General features: G+C 62.4%; 24 protein-coding genes. 12 read left to right on the plus strand and 12 right to left on the minus strand.

Going from position 1 to position 20,891, the window contains the following annotated elements:
- Window position 1 precedes the first annotated feature (1 nt).
- From GZ092_RS12155 to GZ092_RS12170, 4 genes are all read right to left on the minus strand, one after another.
- Window positions 2-994 (minus strand): tripartite tricarboxylate transporter substrate binding protein, encoded by a 993-nt coding sequence (locus GZ092_RS12155; RefSeq protein WP_293636717.1) that lies wholly within the window; start codon window positions 992-994, stop codon window positions 2-4.
- A 72-nt stretch (window positions 995-1,066) separates the two neighbouring features.
- A complete protein-coding gene (gene sdhC, locus GZ092_RS12160; RefSeq protein WP_036806829.1) occupies window positions 1,067-1,423 on the minus strand; it encodes a succinate dehydrogenase, cytochrome b556 subunit in 357 nt (118 codons plus the stop codon).
- Complete coding sequence (locus tag GZ092_RS12165; protein ID WP_293636786.1) at window positions 1,420-1,710, minus strand: succinate dehydrogenase; 291 nt, start codon at window positions 1,708-1,710, stop codon at window positions 1,420-1,422. The genes sdhC and GZ092_RS12165 overlap by 4 nt, the downstream gene beginning before the upstream one ends.
- 62 nt (window positions 1,711-1,772) lie before the next feature.
- Complete coding sequence (locus GZ092_RS12170) at window positions 1,773-2,489, minus strand: succinate dehydrogenase/fumarate reductase iron-sulfur subunit (RefSeq protein ID WP_293636721.1); 717 nt, start codon at window positions 2,487-2,489, stop codon at window positions 1,773-1,775.
- A 124-nt stretch (window positions 2,490-2,613) separates the two neighbouring features.
- On the opposite strand from GZ092_RS12170, the gene GZ092_RS12175 reads away from it, so the two are divergent.
- Complete coding sequence (locus GZ092_RS12175) at window positions 2,614-3,543, plus strand: LysR family transcriptional regulator (RefSeq protein WP_293636722.1); 930 nt, start codon at window positions 2,614-2,616, stop codon at window positions 3,541-3,543.
- Between the two features lie 97 nt (window positions 3,544-3,640).
- Here the strand turns inward: GZ092_RS12175 and GZ092_RS12180 are convergent, their stop codons facing one another.
- Window positions 3,641-4,981, minus strand: coding sequence for an aspartate aminotransferase family protein (locus GZ092_RS12180; protein WP_293636724.1), 1,341 nt, complete (start codon window positions 4,979-4,981; stop codon window positions 3,641-3,643).
- 139 nt (window positions 4,982-5,120) lie between these two features.
- Here GZ092_RS12180 and purU point away from each other — a divergent pair, with 139 nt between their 5' ends.
- Together purU and GZ092_RS12190 are read left to right on the plus strand one after the other, a co-directional pair.
- On the plus strand, window positions 5,121-5,969 hold the full coding sequence (gene purU, locus GZ092_RS12185) for a formyltetrahydrofolate deformylase (RefSeq protein WP_293636726.1): 849 nt from the start codon (window positions 5,121-5,123) through the stop codon (window positions 5,967-5,969).
- A 76-nt stretch (window positions 5,970-6,045) separates the two neighbouring features.
- On the plus strand, window positions 6,046-6,966 hold the full coding sequence (locus GZ092_RS12190) for a LysR substrate-binding domain-containing protein (protein WP_293636788.1): 921 nt from the start codon (window positions 6,046-6,048) through the stop codon (window positions 6,964-6,966).
- A 60-nt stretch (window positions 6,967-7,026) separates the two neighbouring features.
- Here GZ092_RS12190 and GZ092_RS12195 read toward each other — a convergent pair whose 3' ends face one another.
- Together GZ092_RS12195 and GZ092_RS12200 are read right to left on the minus strand one after the other, a co-directional pair.
- The gene (locus GZ092_RS12195; RefSeq protein ID WP_293636728.1) at window positions 7,027-7,326 is read right to left on the minus strand and encodes a Uma2 family endonuclease; all 300 of its coding nucleotides are present in this window, start codon (window positions 7,324-7,326) and stop codon (window positions 7,027-7,029) included.
- A 50-nt stretch (window positions 7,327-7,376) separates the two neighbouring features.
- Window positions 7,377-7,577 (minus strand): hypothetical protein, encoded by a 201-nt coding sequence (locus tag GZ092_RS12200; RefSeq protein ID WP_293636729.1) that lies wholly within the window; start codon window positions 7,575-7,577, stop codon window positions 7,377-7,379.
- 342 nt (window positions 7,578-7,919) lie between these two features.
- Here GZ092_RS12200 and GZ092_RS12205 point away from each other — a divergent pair, with 342 nt between their 5' ends.
- The 3 genes from GZ092_RS12205 to GZ092_RS12215 all read left to right on the plus strand — a co-directional run bounded on the left by GZ092_RS12205 (window position 7,920) and on the right by GZ092_RS12215 (window position 10,698).
- A complete protein-coding gene (locus tag GZ092_RS12205; protein WP_293636730.1) occupies window positions 7,920-9,422 on the plus strand; it encodes an FAD-linked oxidase C-terminal domain-containing protein in 1,503 nt (500 codons plus the stop codon).
- A 171-nt stretch (window positions 9,423-9,593) separates the two neighbouring features.
- A complete protein-coding gene (locus tag GZ092_RS12210; RefSeq protein WP_293636732.1) occupies window positions 9,594-9,980 on the plus strand; it encodes a CidA/LrgA family protein in 387 nt (128 codons plus the stop codon).
- The gene (locus GZ092_RS12215) at window positions 9,973-10,698 is read left to right on the plus strand and encodes an LrgB family protein (protein ID WP_293636734.1); all 726 of its coding nucleotides are present in this window, start codon (window positions 9,973-9,975) and stop codon (window positions 10,696-10,698) included. The genes GZ092_RS12210 and GZ092_RS12215 overlap by 8 nt, the downstream gene beginning before the upstream one ends.
- Before the next feature lie 132 nt (window positions 10,699-10,830).
- On the opposite strand, the gene GZ092_RS12220 is transcribed toward GZ092_RS12215, so the two are convergent.
- Window positions 10,831-11,400: a polymer-forming cytoskeletal protein gene (locus GZ092_RS12220; protein ID WP_293636735.1), complete on the minus strand. Its 570-nt coding sequence runs from the start codon at window positions 11,398-11,400 to the stop codon at window positions 10,831-10,833.
- A 195-nt stretch (window positions 11,401-11,595) separates the two neighbouring features.
- On the opposite strand from GZ092_RS12220, the gene GZ092_RS12225 reads away from it, so the two are divergent.
- Both GZ092_RS12225 and GZ092_RS12230 read left to right on the plus strand, forming a co-directional pair.
- The gene (locus GZ092_RS12225) at window positions 11,596-11,745 is read left to right on the plus strand and encodes a hypothetical protein (protein ID WP_293636736.1); all 150 of its coding nucleotides are present in this window, start codon (window positions 11,596-11,598) and stop codon (window positions 11,743-11,745) included.
- Between the two features lie 128 nt (window positions 11,746-11,873).
- The gene (locus tag GZ092_RS12230; protein ID WP_293636737.1) at window positions 11,874-14,351 is read left to right on the plus strand and encodes a bifunctional diguanylate cyclase/phosphodiesterase; all 2,478 of its coding nucleotides are present in this window, start codon (window positions 11,874-11,876) and stop codon (window positions 14,349-14,351) included.
- On the opposite strand, the gene GZ092_RS12235 is transcribed toward GZ092_RS12230, so the two are convergent.
- Window positions 14,348-15,088: a YggS family pyridoxal phosphate-dependent enzyme gene (locus tag GZ092_RS12235; RefSeq protein ID WP_293636738.1), complete on the minus strand. Its 741-nt coding sequence runs from the start codon at window positions 15,086-15,088 to the stop codon at window positions 14,348-14,350. The genes GZ092_RS12230 and GZ092_RS12235 overlap by 4 nt on opposite strands.
- A 43-nt stretch (window positions 15,089-15,131) precedes the next feature.
- On the opposite strand from GZ092_RS12235, the gene GZ092_RS12240 reads away from it, so the two are divergent.
- From GZ092_RS12240 to GZ092_RS12255, 4 genes are read left to right on the plus strand one after another with little or no spacing between them, the layout of a single operon-like run.
- On the plus strand, window positions 15,132-16,175 hold the full coding sequence (locus GZ092_RS12240; protein WP_196863419.1) for a type IV pilus twitching motility protein PilT: 1,044 nt from the start codon (window positions 15,132-15,134) through the stop codon (window positions 16,173-16,175).
- 32 nt (window positions 16,176-16,207) lie between these two features.
- Window positions 16,208-16,843, plus strand: coding sequence for a cyclic nucleotide-binding domain-containing protein (locus GZ092_RS12245; RefSeq protein WP_293636739.1), 636 nt, complete (start codon window positions 16,208-16,210; stop codon window positions 16,841-16,843).
- 41 nt (window positions 16,844-16,884) lie between these two features.
- A complete protein-coding gene (locus GZ092_RS12250; protein ID WP_293636741.1) occupies window positions 16,885-18,021 on the plus strand; it encodes a PilT/PilU family type 4a pilus ATPase in 1,137 nt (378 codons plus the stop codon).
- Window positions 18,022-18,050: 29 nt separating this feature from the next.
- Window positions 18,051-18,953: an NAD(P)-dependent oxidoreductase gene (locus GZ092_RS12255; protein ID WP_293636743.1), complete on the plus strand. Its 903-nt coding sequence runs from the start codon at window positions 18,051-18,053 to the stop codon at window positions 18,951-18,953.
- A gap of 69 nt (window positions 18,954-19,022) precedes the next feature.
- Here the strand turns inward: GZ092_RS12255 and GZ092_RS12260 are convergent, their stop codons facing one another.
- The 3 genes from GZ092_RS12260 to GZ092_RS12270 form a co-directional block, all read right to left on the minus strand.
- Window positions 19,023-19,670 carry a BON domain-containing protein gene (locus GZ092_RS12260; RefSeq protein WP_293636745.1) on the minus strand — a complete coding sequence of 216 codons (648 nt, stop codon included), beginning with the start codon at window positions 19,668-19,670 and terminating at the stop codon, window positions 19,023-19,025.
- An 11-nt stretch (window positions 19,671-19,681) separates the two neighbouring features.
- The gene (locus GZ092_RS12265) at window positions 19,682-20,281 is read right to left on the minus strand and encodes a phosphoheptose isomerase (RefSeq protein WP_293636747.1); all 600 of its coding nucleotides are present in this window, start codon (window positions 20,279-20,281) and stop codon (window positions 19,682-19,684) included.
- 122 nt (window positions 20,282-20,403) lie between these two features.
- Window positions 20,404-20,865 (minus strand): YraN family protein, encoded by a 462-nt coding sequence (locus tag GZ092_RS12270; RefSeq protein WP_293636749.1) that lies wholly within the window; start codon window positions 20,863-20,865, stop codon window positions 20,404-20,406.
- Window positions 20,866-20,891 lie beyond the last annotated feature (26 nt).

Consider the following 20,891-nt stretch of genomic DNA (forward strand, 5'->3'; position numbering starts at 1 on the left):
GTCAGTTGGTGGTGATGTTGCGGTTTTTCACGAGGGTGGCCCACTGTCTGGACTCGGCATCCATGGCCTTGGCAAATTCGGCCGGGGTGTTGCCCACCGGGGTCATCCCCTGCACGAACAGGCGCGCCTTGGTGTCAGACTCGGCCAGCACCTTGGCGGTGTCGATCTGTATTTTGGAAAGAATGCCCTGGGGCGTGCCGGCGGGAGCCAGAAAACCAAACCAGCCGGTGTTTTCGAAGCCCGGCAGGCCGCTTTCGGCGACGGTAGGAACGTCAGGCAGCTGCGCTGAGCGCTGCTTGCCGGTCACGGCAAGCGCGCGCAGCCGTCCCGGGCCCAGCAAGGCAGAAGCCGCTGCAAAATTGCCCACCATCATCTGGATCTGGCCCGCTATCAGGTCGTTGTAGGCGACCGATTCGCCCCGGTAAGGCACATGCCTGATTTCGATGCGGGCGGCATCGGCAAAGTTTTCACCGGCCAGGTGCACCTGGCTGCCCACGCCGGCAGAGCCGAAGTTGAGCGCGCCTGGTGTTTCCTTGGCGAGCGCGATCAATTCCTTCACGCTCTTGACCGGCGCACGGTCAGGCACCACGAGCAACATCGGCCCGCTTGCCACATTCGTGATCGGCGCCAGGTCCTTCCTGGTGTCAAAAGGCATGTTCTTGTAGATGTGCGGATTGATGGTGATGCTGCCCGAGGCCATCAGCAGGGTGTAGCCGTCGGCCGGCGATTTGGCCACCATGTCTGCGCCCAGGTTGCCGCCAGCCCCGGCGCGGTTTTCGACAATCACCGGCTGGCCCCAGAGCACCGCAAGCTTCTGGCCGATCATGCGTGCCACCACATCGGTTGAGCCGCCCGGCGAAAAGGGAACGACCAGGCGCACCGGCTTGGCGGGCCAGCGTTCCTGCGCCGTGGCGGGCATGACGCCCCATGCGGCAACCGTGACGACGGTTGCCGCAAAAACGCGGCCCAGCGCTGAACGTCGGTTAAAGGTCATGTCGTTGTCTCCTTGTTATGGAAAAGCAGGCCCTGCACACCGCCTGGGAAAGTCAGGAAAAACCCGTGGAAGTCAGGAAAAAAGTGACAGGGCAAAGGCCATTCCGGCGGCGGCGGCGAAACCCGCAGCACCCGCAATCCAGTCCTTGCGCAAACCCGATGCGCTGCCGAATTCGATCAGCAGCAGGCGCACGCCGCCCATCATGTGCAGCGCCAGCAGGACCACCAGGCCCCATTCGGCAAACTTGAAAAGCCCCTGGTCGGCGAAGCGCAGAAAACCGTCCAACGCGGCGGCCCCCTGCAAGGCCTGGCCCAGCGCCCAGAAATGCAGCGGCAAAAAAGCCGCCAAGCCCAGCCCCGACAGGCGATGCATCAGGAAAGCCCAGTAGGCTGGATGCGCGCGGGCGCGCTGGTCGTTGCGGCGCTTCATGCTGCCACCACCGCAACCACGGCGCGCAGGCCCATCACCAGCAGCAGTAATCCGAATGCCCGCGAGAGCCAGCGCGCAGCACCTTCCCCCAAACCCCACCATTCACGGGCAATGTTGGCCACGCCCACGGGCACATGCACCGCGCAGGCCACGACAAACACCGCATAAAACACGGCAAAACCCCAGTTGCCCTGCGTGCGGCCCAGGATTTCACCGGCGCTCAGCCCGCCGCGCACCGCATAAATCATGACCGCCAGATGCACCACCACGCACAGCGCCAGCACCATGGCGCTGATCCGCTGCCAGTACCAGCGCTTGGCCTGCGCCACCCCGGATGCCTGGGAGGCACTCACAGCTCGCCCCGCACGGCCGCCCTGGCCACCTTGCGCTTGAGTCCGGCAATCGACATCGTAGGGGCGAGCTGCTTGGGACAGCGCTCGGTACAGGAACCCTGCGTGTGGCAGGAATGGCAGCCCGCGTCACCGGCCACCGCTCGCAGCCGCTCGACCTGCTGCACATCCCGCACATCGTTGGCCAGCGTCCAGGCGCGGTTGAGTGCCGCCGGACCCAGGTAGTCAGGCTGCCAGCTGACCACGTCGCAGGAGGCGTAACAAATGCCGCAGCCGATGCATTCAATGCCGGCGTCGGCCGCCTTGCGTTCCGGGGAAGCCGGCTCGACCTTGGCGAAAGGCGCATCGCGCGTCAGTTCGCCCTTGAACTGCCCCTTGGCACGCGCCCATTTGTCAAAGAACTCGCTCATGTCGGTGGCCAGGTCCTTGATCACCGGCAGGTTCGACAGCGGCGCGATTTCCAGTTCACCGTCTGGCGCCACCTTGGCAATGTGCGTGCGGCAGGTCCAGCGCGCCTTGCCATTGACGGTCATGGCGCAGGAACCGCACATGCCCACGCGGCAGGCAAACCGGTAGCTCAGCGAAGGCTCCAGATGGCGCTGGATGTAGGTCACGACATCCAGGACGGTCTGGCTTTCGTTGCGCGGCACGTCGTAGGCCGTGAACCCGCCGACCTCTTTGCCACGCCATACCTTCACTTTGAGATTTTTATGCATGTGCGTATTCTTGATTTGGCCAATAGAAAATAAAAGCGAATAATAATTTTCTAAAGATAAAGTATTTGTTTATCTCAAGATGGTCTTGGCCACCACCAGCCCATCCCAAAAACTGGAGACAAAAATGCGTTCCGTCCGCACTTTCAAAACTTTTCTGGCAGTGGTTCAGCACGGCAGCTTCGCAGCAGCCGGCCACGCGGTCGGCCTGACGCCGGCAGCCATTGGCCTGCAGATACGCAGCCTGGAGGAGGAGTTGAACCAGCAGTTGTTTGACCGCGCCAAGCGCTCGGTGGTGCTGAACACGGCCGGGCGCAAGCTGGTGCCGGCCATTCAGGACCTGGTGCTGCGCCATGAGGCACTGGCAGCCGGTACAGACAACGACGGACTGTCGGGCACGGTAGTCATGGGCGCACTGATCTCGGCGTTGATGGGATCGTTTGCGGATGCGCTGTGGACCATCAAAAAGCAGTATCCGCGTCTGGAGGTACGTCTGCTTGCCGGCCAGTCCGACGACTTCATGCGCAAGGTGGAACACGGCCAGCTGGATGGCGCGGTGGTGATCAGGTCACCACATGCGCTGCCCTCGAACCTGATCTGGACACCGCTGTACCGCGAACCCATGGTGTTGATTGCGCCACGACATCCGCATTTCAACCTGTCTGCTGATCCGATCGAAATGCTCCGCAACAGCCCCTTCATACGCTTCGACAGAACCACCTGGACAGGTTATCTGGTGAGCGAGGTCTTGCGGCAGTGCCATGTCAACCCGACTGATGCCATGGAACTCAATTCGTTTGAAGCCATCATGGAAATTGTGCGCCAGGGCTTCGGCATTGCCATCGTGCCGAAGCTGGCGAACGTGGACTGGTCAAGTGACCGGGGTTTGATGATCATTCCCCTGCCTTGCGTGGTGCTGGAGCGCGACGTGGGCCTGCTTGAGCGCACCAGCCACCTGCGAACGGGGTTTACTGACGCGATCAAACAGTACTTCATCGATCACAAGAAGCAACCCGGCCAGGAGGCACTTGACCAAAGAGGCAACGAGCAATCCTGATTTTTGATCAAATCATGCCCTTGCGCCCTGTTATGGGCATTTCAATGCTATTTAAAACATAGCATCAACAAAGCCGTTGAGTGCGCCGCGTGCAGGCTCAGGCGTGTTTGCGAATGGCGTCGGCCACCACATTGACGATGCGGTCGATGTGTTCCTTCTCCACGATGAAGGGCGGGCAGACGACGACGTTCTCGCCGGCAGGCCGCACCATGACGCCGTTGTGAAAGCATTCCATGAAGATGTCGTAGGCACGCTTGCCCGGCGCACCCGCCACCGACGCCAGCTCGACCGCACCGGCCAACCCCAGCGTGCGGATGCCGATAACGTTGGGCAAGCCCTTGAGGCCGCTGTGCATCGCATCGCCCAGCACCTTGCCCATCTGGCCGGCGCGCTCGAACAGGTTTTCCTGCTGGAACAACTCCAGCGTGGCAATCGCCGCCGCGCAGGACACCGGATGGCCTGAATAGGTGTAGCCGTGGAAGAACTCCACTGCGTATTCCGGGCTGTTGGAGCTGCCCTTCATCATGGCGTCGTAAATGCGGTCGGTGCAGATCACGCCGCCCAGCGGAATCACGCCGTTGGTCACGCCCTTGGCAAAGTTCAGCATGTCGGGCACGACGCCGTAGTAGTCGGCGCCAAAGTTGACGCCCAGGCGGCCAAAGCCGGTGATCACCTCGTCAAAAATCAGCAGGATGCCGTGCTTGTCGCAAATCTCGCGCAGCCGCTTCAGGTAGCCCTTGGGCGGCAGATACCAGCCGGCGCTGCCGGAAATCGGCTCGACGATCACGGCGGCCACGTTGCTCGGGTCATGCAACGGCAGGATGCGGTTTTCCAGTTCCAGCAGCAGGTCTTCGGTCCATTCGGGCTCCACGCCATTGATGTAGGCATGGCTGACCGGGTCATGGATGAAGCGCATATGGTCCACGCGTGGCAGCAGCGCCGCACCATACACCTTGCGGTTGGCCGGAATGCCGCCCACGCTCATGCCGCCGAACCCCACGCCGTGGTAGCCCTTTTCCCGGCCGATGAACACATTGCGGTGGCCTTCACCGCGCGCCCGGTGGTAGGCCAGCGCCACTTTCAGCGAGGTGTCGGCGGCTTCCGAGCCGGAGTTGCAAAACAGCACCTTGTTCAGGTCGCCCGGCGCCATGTCGGCAATCATTTCGGCGGCCCTGAAAGCCTGGTCGTTGCTTGCCTGGAAGGCGGTAGCGTAGTCCAGCGTGTCGAGCTGCTTCTTGATGGCTTCGTTGATGGGCTTGCGGTTGTGGCCGGCGGTGACGCACCACAGGCTGGAAATGCCGTCGATCACCTTCCGGCCGTCATGCGTCGTGAAATGCATGCCGTCGGCGGCTACGAAGATGCGCGGGTCCTTCATGAAGCTGCGGTTGGGCGTGAACGGCAGCCACTGGTGGTCCATGTTGAAGTTCTGATAAGCCATGTCGGTCTCCTGGATGCAAAAAAGGTGAAACGGGCGAATGCAAGATACTCCTGCATTCTGGCACCCCTGAGCGCCGGGCGCGGCGTCAAGTCAGCTGCAAGCGTGACAGCGGCACGTCACCTGCGACAATTCACCCCCTATGAATCACGCTTATGTTCTGACCCTCTCTTGCCCCGACCGCCGGGGTATTGTTCATGCCGTATCGGGCTTTCTGTTCGAGCATGGCGGCAATATTGAAGAAGCTGCGCAATACAACGACCAGGGCACGGGCCTGTTTTTCATGCGTGTGCAGTTCGCCTGCACCCAGCTGACGCACGAAGAGCTGTCAAGCCAGCTGAAAACCTTTGCCGAGCCTTTCCAGATGGACTGGAAGCTGCATGACAGCGCGCAGCCGATGCGCACCGTGATGCTGGTCAGCAAGGAAGGCCACTGCCTGAACGACTTGCTGTTTCGCTGGAAATCGGGTCTGCTGCACCTGGATGTGCGCGCCATCATCTCCAACCACCGCGAGTTCTACCAGCTGGCGGCCAGCTACAACATCCCGTTTCACCACCTGCCGGTCAGCGCCGCCACCAAAACGCAGGTCGAGGCCAAGCAGCTGGAGATCATCGAGTCCGAAGGCGCCGAGCTGGTGGTGCTGGCGCGCTACATGCAGATTTTGTCCAACGACCTGTGCAAGAAGCTGGCCGGCCGGGCGATCAACATCCACCATTCTTTCCTGCCCAGTTTCAAGGGGGCAAAACCCTATTACCAGGCGCACGACCGGGGCGTCAAACTGATAGGCGCCACGGCGCATTACGTGACCGCCGACCTGGATGAAGGTCCGATCATCGAGCAGGACGTGGCCCGGGCCGATCACGGCAAGACCGTGGAAGACCTGACCGCGATGGGCCGCGACACCGAAAGCCAGGTGCTGGCCCGCGCCGTGAAGTGGCACAGCGAGCACCGGGTGGTGCTCAACGGCCACAAAACCGTGATCTTCAAATAGGGGCATTCCCATGGCAACTGCCGAAACTCCTCCGGGTCAGAATGGCGTTCCTCCCTTTGTCAGGGGGCCGGCGGCGATGGAAGCTTACGCAGTGCCCAGCGCGGCCGCCAAGCGCATCCCGCCGATCCAGTGCCTGCTCACCTTCGAGGCGCTGGCGCGGCTTCGCAGCGTCACCCTGTCGGCCGAAGAACTGTGCGTCACGCCCAGCGCAGTCAGCCACCGCGTCAAGCAGCTGGAGCAGATCATCGGCACCAAATTGTTCGGCCGGGCCGATTTTTCACTGACCACCGAGGGCAGCGAATACCTGGCGCATGTGCGTGAAGGACTGGCCACGCTGCAGAAGTTTCCCGGCACCGCTGGCCAGAGCGCCACGCCGGGCAAGCGCAAGCTGCGCCTGGCCGTCACGCCGACCTTTGCGCGTTCCATGCTGATTCCACGGCTGCGCCAGTTCACCGAGGCCTATCCCGAGATCGACCTGACGCTGCAGGTGTCGATTCCGCTGCTCGACGTGGTGGCCGAAGACTCCGACCTGATCGTGCGCTTTGGCACCGGCCGCTATGCCGACCTGGAGCATGTCTGCCTGCTCACCGACGAGGTCACGCCGCTGGCCTCGCCCACCTTCCTGCGCGAGCACGGCCCGTTCGAGGCAGCCGAAGACCTGCTGGGCGAAAACCTGCTGCGCTCGCCGCTGGAGCCGTGGCGCACCTGGTTTGCGGCCAACCAGCTCGACTGGCCCGAGCCGGTCGAAGGCTCGCAGTTCAACGACATCGGCCTGATGTGCGACTGCGCGGCCGCCGGCATGGGCATTGCGCTGGCACGGTTGAAGCTGGCTGCGCCCTGGCTGGAAAACGGCTCTCTGGTGCGGCTGGACACCAACGAAGTGTTCAGCCGCAAGGTGGCCAGTCCGCATGCGCACTACCTGTGCTGGCGCACCGGCACCATGGACCGCTGGGAATGCGCCGCGTTTTCCGACTGGCTGCGCAAGAGCCTGGTTTGAGAATAAAAACCCGTTTTCCGCAAGCTGGGCCGACGTTTTCAGCTATTTATATAGTAGCAATTAGATTTCCGGTACTTCCGCAAGCAACTGCGCCGCGCTGAGTTCCAGCGCAACCTTCTCGCCCCGGGCAAACGGGTGCAGCACCCACAACCCGTCATCGCGCTTGCGGAAACAGCCGGTGCTGCGCGTGTCCAGGTCGATCAGCACATATTCCTCCAGGCTGGCAAGGCGGCGGTAGTGGCTGAATTTGAGTCCCCGGTCATAGGCAGCGGTGCTGGGCGACAGCACTTCGGCGATCAGCTTGGGTTCGGTCTTGACCATGGCGCTGGCCAGATCGAGCGCGCTGCAGGTCACCAGCACGTCGGGTTAAAAGTAGCTGTTGGCAGCGGCGACATGCAGCCGCATGTCGCTCATATAGGTGCGGCAGGGGCTGCCGCTGAGGTGCTGGCGCAGGGCGAAAGCCAGATTATGGTGACCGTCACATGCCAATCTTCGGCACCGGCCATGGCAAACACTTCACCGCCCAGGAATTCATGCCGGTCCCGTTGCGCGGGCTCCCAGGCGAGGTAATCGGCGGCGGTAACAACAGGTTTTTGGTCGCCTTGGTCCATGGCGATGTCCTTTGCATGAATCGAGAAGTTATTTTGACACCTTCCCCTGCACGAGCCTGATGCCCACAGACAGGCAAGGCAGTCCAGGCCGCCTGGATTACGAACAACCTATTCCAGCGGCGTATCAGCCCGTCAGCGAAATAGCTGCCGGCGGAAAATCTGATTCAGGCTTCATGTTGCGACATTCCCCGACGCAACCCAAAAACCGTGGCAAGCCATGCGGTGCGTTCCTGGGCGCTGTTCGCCCCGCGCACTTTGTATTTCACACCCGGCTTTAGAAATCTTCACCCCCGGCCACCGGACATTTGGACTAAAGTCTGGTTTCACTGATGGAACCAGACCATGAACGCACCCGCCTCTTCCCAGCAACTCTCTTCACTCCAACGCGCCGAGCGCCAGGCGCAAGTCGTCCGTGCCCTGGAGGCGGTACTGCCCAAACATGCACTGCTCTGGAACAACGAAGACACCACGCCCTACGAATGCGACGGGCTGACCGCCTACCGCGAGCGGCCGCTGGTGGTCGCCCTGCCTGAAACCTATGCCGAGGTGCAGGCGGTGCTCAAGACCTGTCATGCGCTCGATGTGCCGGTGGTGGCGCGCGGCGCGGGCACGGGGCTGTCGGGCGGCGCCATGCCGCACAAGCTGGGCGTGACGCTGTCGCTGGCCAAGTTCAACAAGATCCTGAAGGTCGATGCCGCCAGCCGCACCGCGCTGGTCCAGGGCGGTGTGCGCAACCTGGCGATTTCCGAGGCCGCAGCGCCGCATGGCCTGTACTATGCGCCCGACCCGTCGAGCCAGATCGCCTGCACCATCGGCGGCAACGTCGCCGAGAACTCGGGCGGCGTGCATTGCCTGAAATATGGCCTGACGGTGCACAACGTGCTGAAGGTCAAAGGTTTCACCATCGAGGGCGACGAGGTCGAGTTCGGCAGCGATGCGCTGGACGCGCCCGGCTACGACCTGCTGGCCATCCTGATCGGCAGCGAAGGCATGTTGGCCGTGACCACCGAGGTCACCGTCAAGCTGATTCCCAAGCCGCAACTGGCGCGCTGCATCATGGCCAGCTTCGATGACCTGCGCAAGGCCGGCGATGCGGTGGCCGGCGTGATTGCCGCCGGCATCATTCCCGCCGGGCTGGAAATGATGGACAAGCCGATGACGGCAGCGGTCGAGGATTTCGTGCATGCCGGCTACGATTTGAGTGCGGCGGCGATCCTGCTGTGCGAAAGCGACGGCACGCCGGAAGAAGTCGAAGAGGAAATCGGCCGCATGAGCGCCGTGCTGGAACGCTATGGCGCCACGGCCATCACCGTCAGCCAGAATGAAGCCGAGCGGCTGCGCTTCTGGAGCGGACGCAAGAATGCATTTCCGGCGTCGGGCCGCATCAGCCCCGACTACATGTGCATGGACTCGACGATTCCGCGCAAGCGCCTGGCCGATATTTTGCTGGCAATTGCCGACATGGAAATCAAGTACGGCCTGCGCTGCGCCAACGTGTTCCACGCGGGCGACGGCAACCTGCACCCGCTGATCATGTTTGACGCCAACGACGCCGACCAGTTGCACCGCTGCGAATTGTTTGGTGCCGACATCCTGGAAACCAGCGTGGCGATGGGCGGCACGGTGACCGGCGAACACGGTGTGGGCGTGGAAAAGCTCAACTCGATGTGCGTACAGTTTTCAGCCGAAGAGAACGAGCAGATGTTCGGCGTGAAGCGAGCGTTTGACCCGAAAGGCCTGCTCAACCCGGGCAAGGTGATCCCGACGTTGAACCGCTGCGCCGAGTACGGAAAAATGCTGGTGCGCGGTGGCAAGATCTCGCACCCTGACCTGCCGCGTTTTTGAAACCGGCCGTACCTGCGATTCAATAAGGATGCGGTCAGCAACAACCTCCCTGCGTCATGGCTGCGAAGGCGGGTATCCAGACTTGCCGGAACATTTAAGCCCGTGTTGCTGGATTACCGCCTTCACGGGAATGACGAGCGTGAATTTATTATTTGCAAAGGAATCCGTGCAATGAATGCCCTGCGCGGAATGATGTGGCTGCTGATCTTCCAGTCGGCAGGTGAACTGCTGGGGCGCGGTCTGGCCCTGCCGCTGCCCGGCCCGGTCATTGGCATGGTGCTGCTGCTGCCGGCGCTGCGCTGGCCGGCCGTCCAGGAGCCGGTGTCCGCTTGCGCAGACTTCCTGCTCTCGCACCTTTCGTTACTCTTTGTTCCGGTAGGCGTGGGCGTGATGACCCATCTTTCACTGGTCAGCCAGTACGGCATCCGCATGCTGGCAGTTGTGGTTCTTTCGACATTGGCCGGTCTGGTGGTTACGGTGCTGACCATGCACCTGCTCAGGGATAACCATCCGGGCACTCCGGCTGCACCGGCCTCGGCCAAGGATGTCGATGTCTGATTTTGTCCAGCTGTGGGTTTATCTTTCCACCACGCCGCTGTTCGGCCTGACCGCGACGCTGATGGTGTATGTGCTGGCGCATGCCTTCTACGTCCGCGCCGGGCATGCGCCGTGGGCGAATCCGGTGCTCTGGTCGGTCGTGGTGCTGGCCTGCGGGTTGCTGGCCTCCGGCGTGTCATACCCGACCTATTTCGCTGGCGCGCAGTTCATCCATTTCCTGCTGGGTCCGGCAGTGGTGGCGCTGGCCTGGCCGCTGTGGCTGCGCCGGGCCGAACTGCGCCAGCGCTGGCACCGGCTGCTGGTCGCGGCGCTGGCTGGCGGCAGCGTGGCCGCGGCCTCGTCGCTGCTGCTCGGCTGGCTGTTCGGCCTGCCAAAGGAACTGATTCTTTCGCTGGTGCCCAAATCGGTCACCGCACCGGTCGCCATGGGCATTGCCGAACAGATTGGCGGCATTCCGGCCCTGGCGGCTGTTTTCGCAGTCATCACCGGACTGGTCGGCGCGCTTTGCGGAAAATACCTGTTTGCCGCCCTGGGCATTCCGACGGACACGCAAGGCTGGTCGGCGCGGGGATTTGCTCTGGGAACCGCTTCGCACGGCATCGGGGCTGCACGCGCGATGCAGGTGAATGCGGATGCCGGGGCCTATGCAGGCCTGGCGCTGGGAATGCAGGTGGTGCTGGCGTCGCTGCTGATTCCGCTGGCGTTCAAACTCTTTTAGCCAGGCGGTGCGACGCTTGGCGCAGGCGATTGGAAAAGCCGCAGGCAAAAGCCCTGCCATTTACTCCCAAATCAATAGCAGCTTAAGCCCACCGAATATGCGCAAAAGCCACTATTCATCAATATTTACCGGTCATGCCGCCTGCAGGCCGGGCTTGACCACCACGGCGGGCTTGAGGCTGCCGCCCTGGGTGCCAAAGACAATTTCACCCGAAAGCTGGCCGCCTTCCTCCACCACCAGTTTGCCGTAGCGGATGGTGCCGGTGACCTTGCCGGTGGCGTAGATCACCAGTTTCTGGCGAACAATCAGGTTGCCATCGAATTCGCCTCGGATTTCCGCAATCTCGATCTCGGCCGAACCCTTGAAAGCGCCCTGCTCGGCAATCTGGATGACCCGCGAATTCATGGTGGCCTCCACCGTGCCCTCGACGACCAGCGTGTCGCAATCGGTGATCTCGACGCCCTTGAGCTTGATGTTCGGTCCGACCGTCAGCTTGCTGCCGCTGTCCCGCTCGTTCCCGGCAGGGGCAGCGGGTTCACCGACCATCGGACGGGCCATGTTTTGCGCCCCGGTTGCTGGGGAAGGGGAATGCAGCGTGCCGGAGGGCGCCGCGCCCGGGCCCGTATAGCTGCTGCCCGTTGCAGGACGCACACCGGTGGTCGGGATTTCATTGTCGCGCTTGCCAAAAAACGGTGTTGCCATGTCATGTCCTTTAAATCCATTTATCCTACGTTGCGAAATAGCCAAAAATTTCCGACCGCATGCAAGAGAAGTAACGAATTAAGATTTCGTTTCCAGGGAACTTTCACCGACACGGTGCTGTACCGCGCCAGGCACTGACCCCGTGGCCACGGCATTCAGGAACAAGCGCCTTCGCTTGGCAAGCCGGACTTGGTGATGCACGACACCGCCGAGCACCTTCAAGCTGTCGAGGCAGGCACCGCCAGACTCGTCGGGACTGACGCAGACGAAATCGCTGGCCAGGCGGGCTTGCTGCTCAGCCACATCAAGTCCTGCAAAGCCATGGCTTTTGCACATAATCAGTAGTAAGTCGGTTTTGCCTGCGAGCGCATTGCCCAGACGCTACCGGCCGACAAAATCCGTTTTCCGCTGGCGCCCGAGCGGTCAGGCCGCTCAATTCCACATGCCCCCGTGTAATTTTCATCAGGAGTCCCATGCCCCTTGCCTCCCAACAGGCCGCCCACCTACTGGCCATGGCCGAGCGCGTTGCGCATGCCGGCAGCTGGACGATGGACTTGAAAAGCCCTCAATGGGTTTCCTGCTCCTCGGAATTTTCCGCCATCATCGGCCTGCTGCCGGAGCGCGTGATCACGCGTGATGAACTCACCGCCCGCTTCTCACCCCTGTGCCGGGACCGCATCGGCTGGCTGCTCCAGCAGTGCAGCCGCCATGGCACCGGGTTTGACGAGGAAATGCAGATCGACACGCCGTCCAGCCGCAAATGGGTGCGCATGGTCTGCGAGGCGGTGTCGAACCAGCGCGGCCAGGTCAGGAGTCTGCAGGGCATGCTGCAGGATATTTCAGACCGCAAGCAGGCCCAGCAGGAAACGCTCCATCTGGCCATGCGCCTGACCACGACGCTGGCCACCATCACCGAAGCGTTTGTCACGCTGGACCGGCAGTGCTGCTTTACCCACCTCAACCAGGAAAGCGAACAGTTGCTTCGGCACTCCAGCGCCGAGCTGCTGGGCAAGGAAATCTGGACTGTGCTGGTCAATGACAAGAACCAGCGCCTGCGCCAGGAACTCCAGCGGTCGATCGCCACCGGCCGGCAGCTTGAATTCGAGGACTTCTACCCCGGACTGGGCAAGTGGCTGGAAGTGCGCGCCTGCCCCTTCGCCGAAGGACTGGCCGTGTACTTTCGCGATGTGAGCAAGCGGCGCAAATCGCAGGAGCAGCTGATGCTGCTGGAAACCTGTGTTGCACGGCTCAACGACATCGTGCTGATCGCCGAGGCCCAGCCGGCGCGCAAAAAAGTGCCTTATATCGTCTTCGTCAACCACGCTTTTGAGCAGCACACGGGCTACAGCCGCCATGAGGTGCTGGGCCAGACGCCGCGCAAGCTCCTGGGGCCCAGGGCGGCGCAGGACGAATTCGAGCGCATGGCCAGAATGCTGGCGCGCAAGCGACAGGCACGTAGCGAACTGCTGATCTACCGCAAGAATGGCAGTTGCTTCTGGCTGGAGCTGGAAATCGTCCAGGTCGCCGACACGGCGGACGACCTGGCGCACTGGGTTGCCGTCGGCCGGGACATCACCCAGCGCAAGGTCGCGGCCGACGCCATTCACCAGTTGGCTTTCTACGACCCGCTGACCAGCCTGCCCAACCGGCTGATGCTGCTGAACCGCCTGGAGCAGGTGATGTCTCAAAGCGTTGCACTGCGACGCAATGGCGCGCTGATGTTCATTGACGTGGACAAGCTCAAGGTGCTGAACGACACCCTGGGCCACCACAAGGGTGACATGCTGCTGCAGCAGGTCGCCGAACGGCTGGCCGGCTGCGTCGAAGACACCGACACCGTAGCGCGGCTGGGCGGCGATGAGTTTGTCGTGCTGCTCGAAAACCTGGGCGACGATGCAGCCGAGGCCACCGTCAAGACCCGAAAGCTTGCTGAAAAAGTGCTTGAACAATTGCGCGAACCTTTTGATCTGTCAGGGCACCAGCACTACACCACCTCCAGCATCGGCGTGACCTCGCTCAATGGCCCGCATGACAGCGTGAGCGAGGTGCTCAAGCAGGCCGACCTGGCGATGTACCAGGCCAAGACCACGGGCCGCAATTCACTGTGCTTTTTTGATCCCGACATGCAGGCGGCGGTCAATGCCAACGCCGCTGTCAGCTCGGAACTGCACACCGGCCTGCGCAAGCAGGAGTTTGTGCTGCATTACCAGCCCCAGGTTGACCGCCAGGGTTGCGTGACCGGCGTCGAGGCTTTGCTGCGCTGGCAGCATCCCCGGCGCGGACTGGTCATGCCGGCCGACTTCATCCCGATGGCCGAGGAAAGCGGCCTGATCCTGCCGCTGGGCCAGTGGGCGCTGGCAACGGCATGCGAACAGCTGGCCGCATGGGCACATTGGCCGCAGGCCGCCGGCTTGAGCATCGCGGTGAATGTCAGCGTACGCCAGTTCAGGCATCCTGATTTTGTCGACCAGGTGATGGCTGAGATCCGGCGCAACGGCGTCAAGCCCGGGCACCTGAAACTCGAACTGACCGAAACCCTGCTGGCCGACGGCATGGACATCACCCTGGCGCGCATGGGAACGCTCAAGGCCTTGGGCGTGACGCTGGCGCTTGACGATTTCGGCATGGGTTATTCGTCGCTGTCAGCCCTCAAGCGCCTGCCGCTGGACCAGCTCAAGATCGACAAGAACTTTGTTGCCGAAGTGCTGATCGACCAGGCCGATGCCGCCATTTCCCGCACCATCATTACCCTGGCGCACAGCCTGAACCTGGAGGTGGTCGCCGAAGGCGTGGAAACCCAGGCGCAGCAGGACTTCCTGATTGCACAGGGTTGCGACCAGTTTCAGGGTTTTTTGTTTTCACCGCCGCTGCCCCTCAAGGAAATGGAAGCCTACCTCATGGAACCGGGCACGCACCGCAAGGCGCTGGCCGCCACCTTGCTGCCAGGTTAGGCAGGCCTCGGACGCCCGCCGAAGATCGCCGTGCCCACGCGTACCATGGTGCTGCCCGCATGAATCGCGGCCTCCAGGTCCGCCGTCATGCCCAGCGACAGCGTGTCCATCGGCAGCGCCAGCGCGCCTGAGGCATTTATCTGATCAAAAAGGTCTTTTGCGCTGGCATGCAGGGCACAAGCAGCTACAAAATCAGTAGCAGGTTCAGGAATCGCCATCAGGCCGCGCAGCACCAGGCGCGGGAGTTGTGCGACTTCCCGGGCCAGCGCCAGGGCCGCTTCGGGCGCGACGCCCGACTTGTTGGCGCCGCCATCGATATTGACCTGCAGACAGACCTGCAGCGCAGGCAGTTCGGCCGGGCGTTGCTCGCTCAGCCGCTGCGCGATCTTCAGCCGGTCCACCGACTGCACCCAGTCGAAATGTCCGGCCACCAGCCGCGTCTTGTTGCTCTGCACCGGTCCGATGCAATGCCATTCCAGGGTGCTTGCAGGCGTCACGGCCCCATTCGCAGCAGCGGCCAGCCAGCCGCGCAAGGCCTCGATCTTGTCAACACCTTCGGCAATGTAGTTCTCGCCAAAAGCCGTCTGGCCCGCCGCCATCGCCTCGGCCACGGCCTCGGCGCCAAAGGTTTTGGAAACCGCCAGCAGGCGCACGCTTGCCGGGTCGCGTCCGCAGGCCAGGCAGGCGGCATGAATTCGGTCATGGACATGTAGAAGATGGTGTGCAATCGTGGTCATAATCCGACTGTAAACTCAGATTTAACTTACAGGATTTGCCGGAATGGACATTACGCAGTTGCTGGCCTTCAGCGTTAAAAACAAGGCATCCGACCTGCACCTGTCAGCCGGCCTTCCGCCGATGATCCGGGTCCATGGCGACGTGCGCCGCATCAACATTGATCCGCTGGACCACAAGGAAGTCCACGCCATGGTGTATGACATCATGAACGACACCCAGCGCAAGCAGTATGAGGAATTCCTGGAGGTTGATTTCTCTTTCGAAATTGACGGCCTGGCGCGTTTTCGGGTCAATGCCTTCAACCACAACCGCGGCGCCGGCGCGGTGCTGCGAACCATTCCGTCGAAAATCCTGACACTGGAGCAACTCGGCGCGCCGAAGATTTTCGGCGACCTGGCGCTCAAGCCGCGTGGCATGGTGCTGGTCACCGGTCCGACCGGCTCGGGCAAGTCGACCACGCTGGCGGCCATGGTCAACTACCTCAACGAAACCGAATACGGCCACATCCTGACAGTCGAGGACCCGATCGAGTTTGTCCACGAGTCCAAGAAATGCCTGATCAACCAGCGCGAGGTCGGACCGCACACGCTGAGCTTTGCCGCCGCCCTGAAGTCGGCCCTGCGCGAAGACCCGGACGCGATTCTGGTGGGTGAAATGCGCGACCTGGAAACCATTCGCCTGGCCATGACGGCGGCGGAAACCGGTCACCTGGTGTTTGGCACGCTGCACACCTCGAGCGCCGCCAAGACCATAGACCGGATCATTGACGTGTTTCCGGCCGAGGAAAAGGAGATGATCCGCTCGATGCTGTCCGAATCGCTGCAGGCGGTGATCTCGCAGACCCTGTGCAAGACCAAGGACGGCCAGGGCCGGGTGGCCGCGCATGAAATCATGCTGGGCACGAGCGCCATCCGCAACCTGATCCGGGAGGCCAAGGTCGCGCAGATGTACTCGTCGATCCAGACCGGCAACAGCCTGGGCATGCAGACGCTGGACCAGAACCTGACCGACCTGGTCAGGCGCAACGTGATTTCTGCTGCGGAAGCGCGCGGCAAGGCCAAGATTCCCGACAACTTTCCAGGCTGAAACCACCCCGTCCCCACCAGGAGAAATTCGCCATGAAAGGCATACTCGGACTGATCAGGCAGGCCACGCCCGCCAGTGCCGTCGGCGACAGCCCTGCTGACACGTTTTTCTTTTCCACCGCCTTTGCCGACCAGGGAATCGACGCTTCGTCGATGGTGCCCTGGGAGGCCCGGGCCAATGAGGTGGGCGCCAGGCGCCTGACGGCCGGGCGCGGCATCAAGTTGCTGGAAGAACTGTGGAGCGGGGACAATTTCATGGCACGGCTGGGGCCGGATGGATTGCAACGCCTGGAAAAATTCTTTGACTTTGCCTCGCTCCCGGCCAATCGGGACGTGATTCGCCAGGACGAGCACGGCAACTTCATGCTGGTGCTGCTGAGCGGCAGCATTGCCGTGGACCGCGAGCAGCCCTGGGGCGATCGTTTGCACCTCACCGAAGCCCGGCCGGGCGACATCCTGGGTGAAATGTCACTGCTCGACAGCGGCCTGCGGTTTTCTGTATGCACCTCGCTGACCGATTGCGAAATTGCAGTGCTGGGCGCGCAGGCGCTCGACGAGATGATGCAGGCCGATCCGGCGCTGGCGGCCTGCCTGATTGCCTTGCTGGCGCGCAAGCTGTCGCGCCGCATGCGGGCCGTGAGCGCCCGGCTCAGTGAAAAACAGAGCTGATCCGGCACCACCGCATCTGCTGACAATAAACAGGAGAAGACATGGAACGCGATCAGGCCAGTAAATTCATCAATGACCTGCTGCGGCTCATGGTCAGCCGAGGCGGCAGCGATCTTTTCCTGACCGGAGAATTTCCGCCCGCCATCAAGGTCGACGGCAAGCTGACCAAGGTGTCGTCGCAGCCGCTCAATGCCAGCCACACGCTGACGCTGGCGCGCGCCATCATGAACGACAAGCAGGCCGCCGAGTTCGAGCGCACGAAGGAATGCAATTTCGCCATCTCGCCGCCCGGCATCGGCCGTTTTCGCGTGAACGCCTTCATGCAGCAGGGCAAGGTCGGCATGGTTTTGCGCGTCATTCCGGCAGTGCTTCCCACGCTGGACGGTCTGGGGCTGCCGCCGGTACTGAAGGACGTGGTGATGGCCAAGCGGGGCCTGGCGATTCTGGTCGGTGCCACTGGGTCGGGCAAGTCAACCACCATGGCGGCCATGCTCGACTGGCGCAACGAGCAATCCTACGGCCACATCCTGACGATAGAAGACCCGGTGGAGTTTGTTCATCTGCACAAGAACTGCGTGGTGACCCAGCGCGAGGTCGGACTGGACACGGACAGCTGGGCGTCGGCGCTGAAGAACTCGATGCGCCAGGCGCCCGACGTGATCCTGATGGGCGAGATTCGCGACCGCGAAAGCATGGAGCATGCCCTGGCTTTTTCTGAAACCGGTCACCTGTGCCTGGCCACGCTGCATGCCAACAGCGCCAACCAGGCGATGGACCGCATCATCAACTTTTTTCCGGAAGAGCGCCGCACGCAGCTGCTGATGGACCTTTCGCTCAACCTCAAGGCCGTGGTGTCGCAGCGCCTGGTGCCACGACAGGACAGCAAGGGCCGGTTCGCGGCGGTCGAGGTGATGCTCAATTCCCCCTTGATTTCCGACCTCATCTTCAAGGGCGATGTGAGCGAAATCAAGGAAATCATGAAAAAAAGCCGCAACATGGGCATGCAGACCTTTGACCAGTCACTGTTCGATGCCTTTGAAGGCAACCACATCCAGTACGAGGACGCGCTGCGCAATGCCGATTCGGTCAATGACCTGCGGCTGCAGATCAAGCTGTATTCGCAGCGCGCCAAGTCCACCGACCTATCGGCCGGAACCGAGCACTTTGCGATTGTGTGAACTCCTTTTACCCTCCCTGTTGATCCACCATGACCACCCTCCCGAACAAGCATTACGAGCCCTCCATTTCCTGCAAAGTTGCCTTTCTCGGCCTGGGCGTCATGGGTTACCCCATGGCCGGCCATCTGGCGCTGGCGGGCCACGATGTCACGGTGTACAACCGCAGCCCCGCCAAAGCCCAGGGCTGGTGCAATGAATTCAAGGGCGTATCGGCCGCCACACCGCGTGAAGCCGCCGCCGGTGCGGACATGGTGTTTTGCTGCGTCGGCAATGACGACGACCTGCGCTCCGTCACGCTGGGCGCGCAAGGCGCCTTTGCCGGCATGAAGCCGGGCGCCATCTTTGTCGACCACACCACGGCGTCGGCAACCGTCGCCCGCGAGCTTTACCACACCGCGAAACTTGTTGGCCTGCAATTTATTGATGCACCGGTCTCGGGCGGTCAGGCTGGCGCGGTAAACGGCGCGCTCACGGTGATGTGCGGCGGCGATGCAGCCGCGTTCGATGCAGTGAAGCCGGTCGGCATGGCCTTTTCAAAAGCATTTACCCTGATGGGCGAGTCTGGCGCCGGCCAGCTGACCAAGATGGTCAACCAGATCTGCATTGCAGGCCTGGTCCAGGGCCTGAGCGAAGCCGTGGCTTTTGGCCAGATGGCCGGGCTGGACGTGAACCAGGTGTTAGAGGTGATTGGCAAGGGCGCGGCGCAAAGCTGGCAGCTCGACAACCGTGGCAAGACGATGGTTGCCGACAAGTTTGACTTCGGCTTCGCGGTGGACTGGATGCGAAAGGACCTGGGCCTCGTGCTTGACGAAGCCAAGCGCAATGGGGCCCGGCTGCCGGTCACGGCGCTGGTAGACCAGTTTTATGCCGACGTGCAGGCCATGGGCGGCCAGCGCTGGGACACGTCCAGCCTGGTCAAGCGCCTGAAATAAGGCCAGGCGGTTTGCAGCGGCCCGGCTTGCCGAAACCGCCAGAGGGTTATTGCCCTTGTTTCGAGCGACTCAGAGCTTCACGGATGCTGCCGGCTGAGCGCTGCTATCAGGTACGGTTCCGAGCCGTTGCAGCTCCTGCTCGCTGATGATTTCCAGCAGCCGGACAACTTTTTGCACGCCTGGCGTTCCGCGCACCACGTCGGTGGCCCGCTCCGCCTCACGCTGCGTGACGCGGCCCATCAGGTACACCGTATTGCGCTCGGTCACGATCTTGAAGGCGTTGGACTGCAAATCCCGTGCATCCAGCAGCATGGCCTTGATGCGCCCTGTCAGCAGCGTGTCGGCAGACCGGTCCATCAGCGACGGGCTGTTCAGCACCGCCAGTTCATTGACCACCGACGCCACGTTTTCCACCGACTTGACCACGTCCTCGACCCGCTGCTTGTCCTGCAGATTGGGCACCTCGCCGGTCAGCAGCACCTGGCGGTTGTAGCTGGTGACGCTCGCGCGTACCCGGGTTCCGAGATTGGAACGGATCTGGTTGGCGGCCCGCAACTCGATGGCTTCGTCGTCCAGCTGGGCGCCCGAAGTCCGGCGGTCCACCGCCACCAGCGTGCCGCCTACCATGGCGCCACCCACCAGCAGTGGGCCCACGCAGGCCGAGAGCATGCTGGAAATCAGCACTGCCGCGCCGGCCATGCCGGACAGTCGTTTCATCACACCATGGTTCATACCGAAGACTCCTGATCACCAAGTAACTGGGTATCCACACCATCGCAAATGCAGTGGATCACCAGGGAATGCACTTCCTGAATGCGGGCCGTGCGCTCATGCGGCACACAGATATGGACATCGGTTTCGCGCAGGGCCTGGTTCATTTTTCCACCCCCCCGTCCGGTCAGCGCCACCACGGTCATCTCGCGCTCATGCGCCGCTTCGACGGCGGCCAGCACGTTGGCCGAATTGCCGCTGGTGCTGATGGCCAGCAGCACGTCGCCGGCCACGCCCAGGGCGCGCACCTGCTTGGAAAAGATCACGCTGAAATCGTAATCGTTGGCAATGGCGGTGATGATGGAGCTGTCGGTGGTCAGCGCAATGGCGCCCAGTTCGGGCCGCTCGCGCTCGTAGCGCCCGACGAATTCAGCCGCGAAATGCTGGGCGTCGGCAGCCGAACCGCCGTTGCCGCAGGCCAGGACCTTGTTGCCGCTGGTGACGCTGGCCAGGATGGCATGCACTGCGGCGGCAACGGGTTTGGAGAGAATTTGCGCGGACTGGTATTTGAGGTCGGCGCTGTCGATGAATTGCTGTTCGATTCGTTGTTCAAGCATGGACGGATGATAGCGGGTCATGGCACGCCGACTCGCCAGCAAAGGCATGCGGGCGGCGTCATGAAGGAATGGTTACAAATTCGCCGTACCCCGGGCGGCCGAATTTCAACGGCCGCCATGGATCAGGAGGCGTCGAATGCGGCCGGCAGCCATTCGATTTCCGGCACGGCGTTTTCCGGTCCGGACAGCGCGCCGTGGACCAGCACCACGTCGAAGCGGCAAGGCGGCTGGCTGGCAAAGCGCATCAGATAGTGGCGCGCGGCAAAAATGATGCGGCGCTGCTTGGCGCCGCTGATGCTGGCGCCGGCGCCGCCATGCGACGCATTCGTGCGCTGGCGGACCTCGACAAACACCAAAGTCCCGTCCGGCGCACGCATGATCAGGTCAACCTCGCCACCGCCACGCCCCGGCGTCCGATAATTGGACTCAATCCATCGCAGGCCCGCCCTGGCCAGCCAGGCCCGCGCCGCCGCTTCGGCCGCGTCACCCCGGGACTTGGTGGTAACCTGCTTCGGCACTGCCGCAGCACTGGCTGCCGCGTCCCGGGTGGGCAATTGATCCGCCTGTTTTCTGGAAAACCACATTGAACGCTTCTTTCGAAATGGCCCTG

This window comes from Polaromonas sp. (assembly GCF_010365105.1).
Lineage (GTDB): Bacteria > Pseudomonadota > Gammaproteobacteria > Burkholderiales > Burkholderiaceae_C > Polaromonas.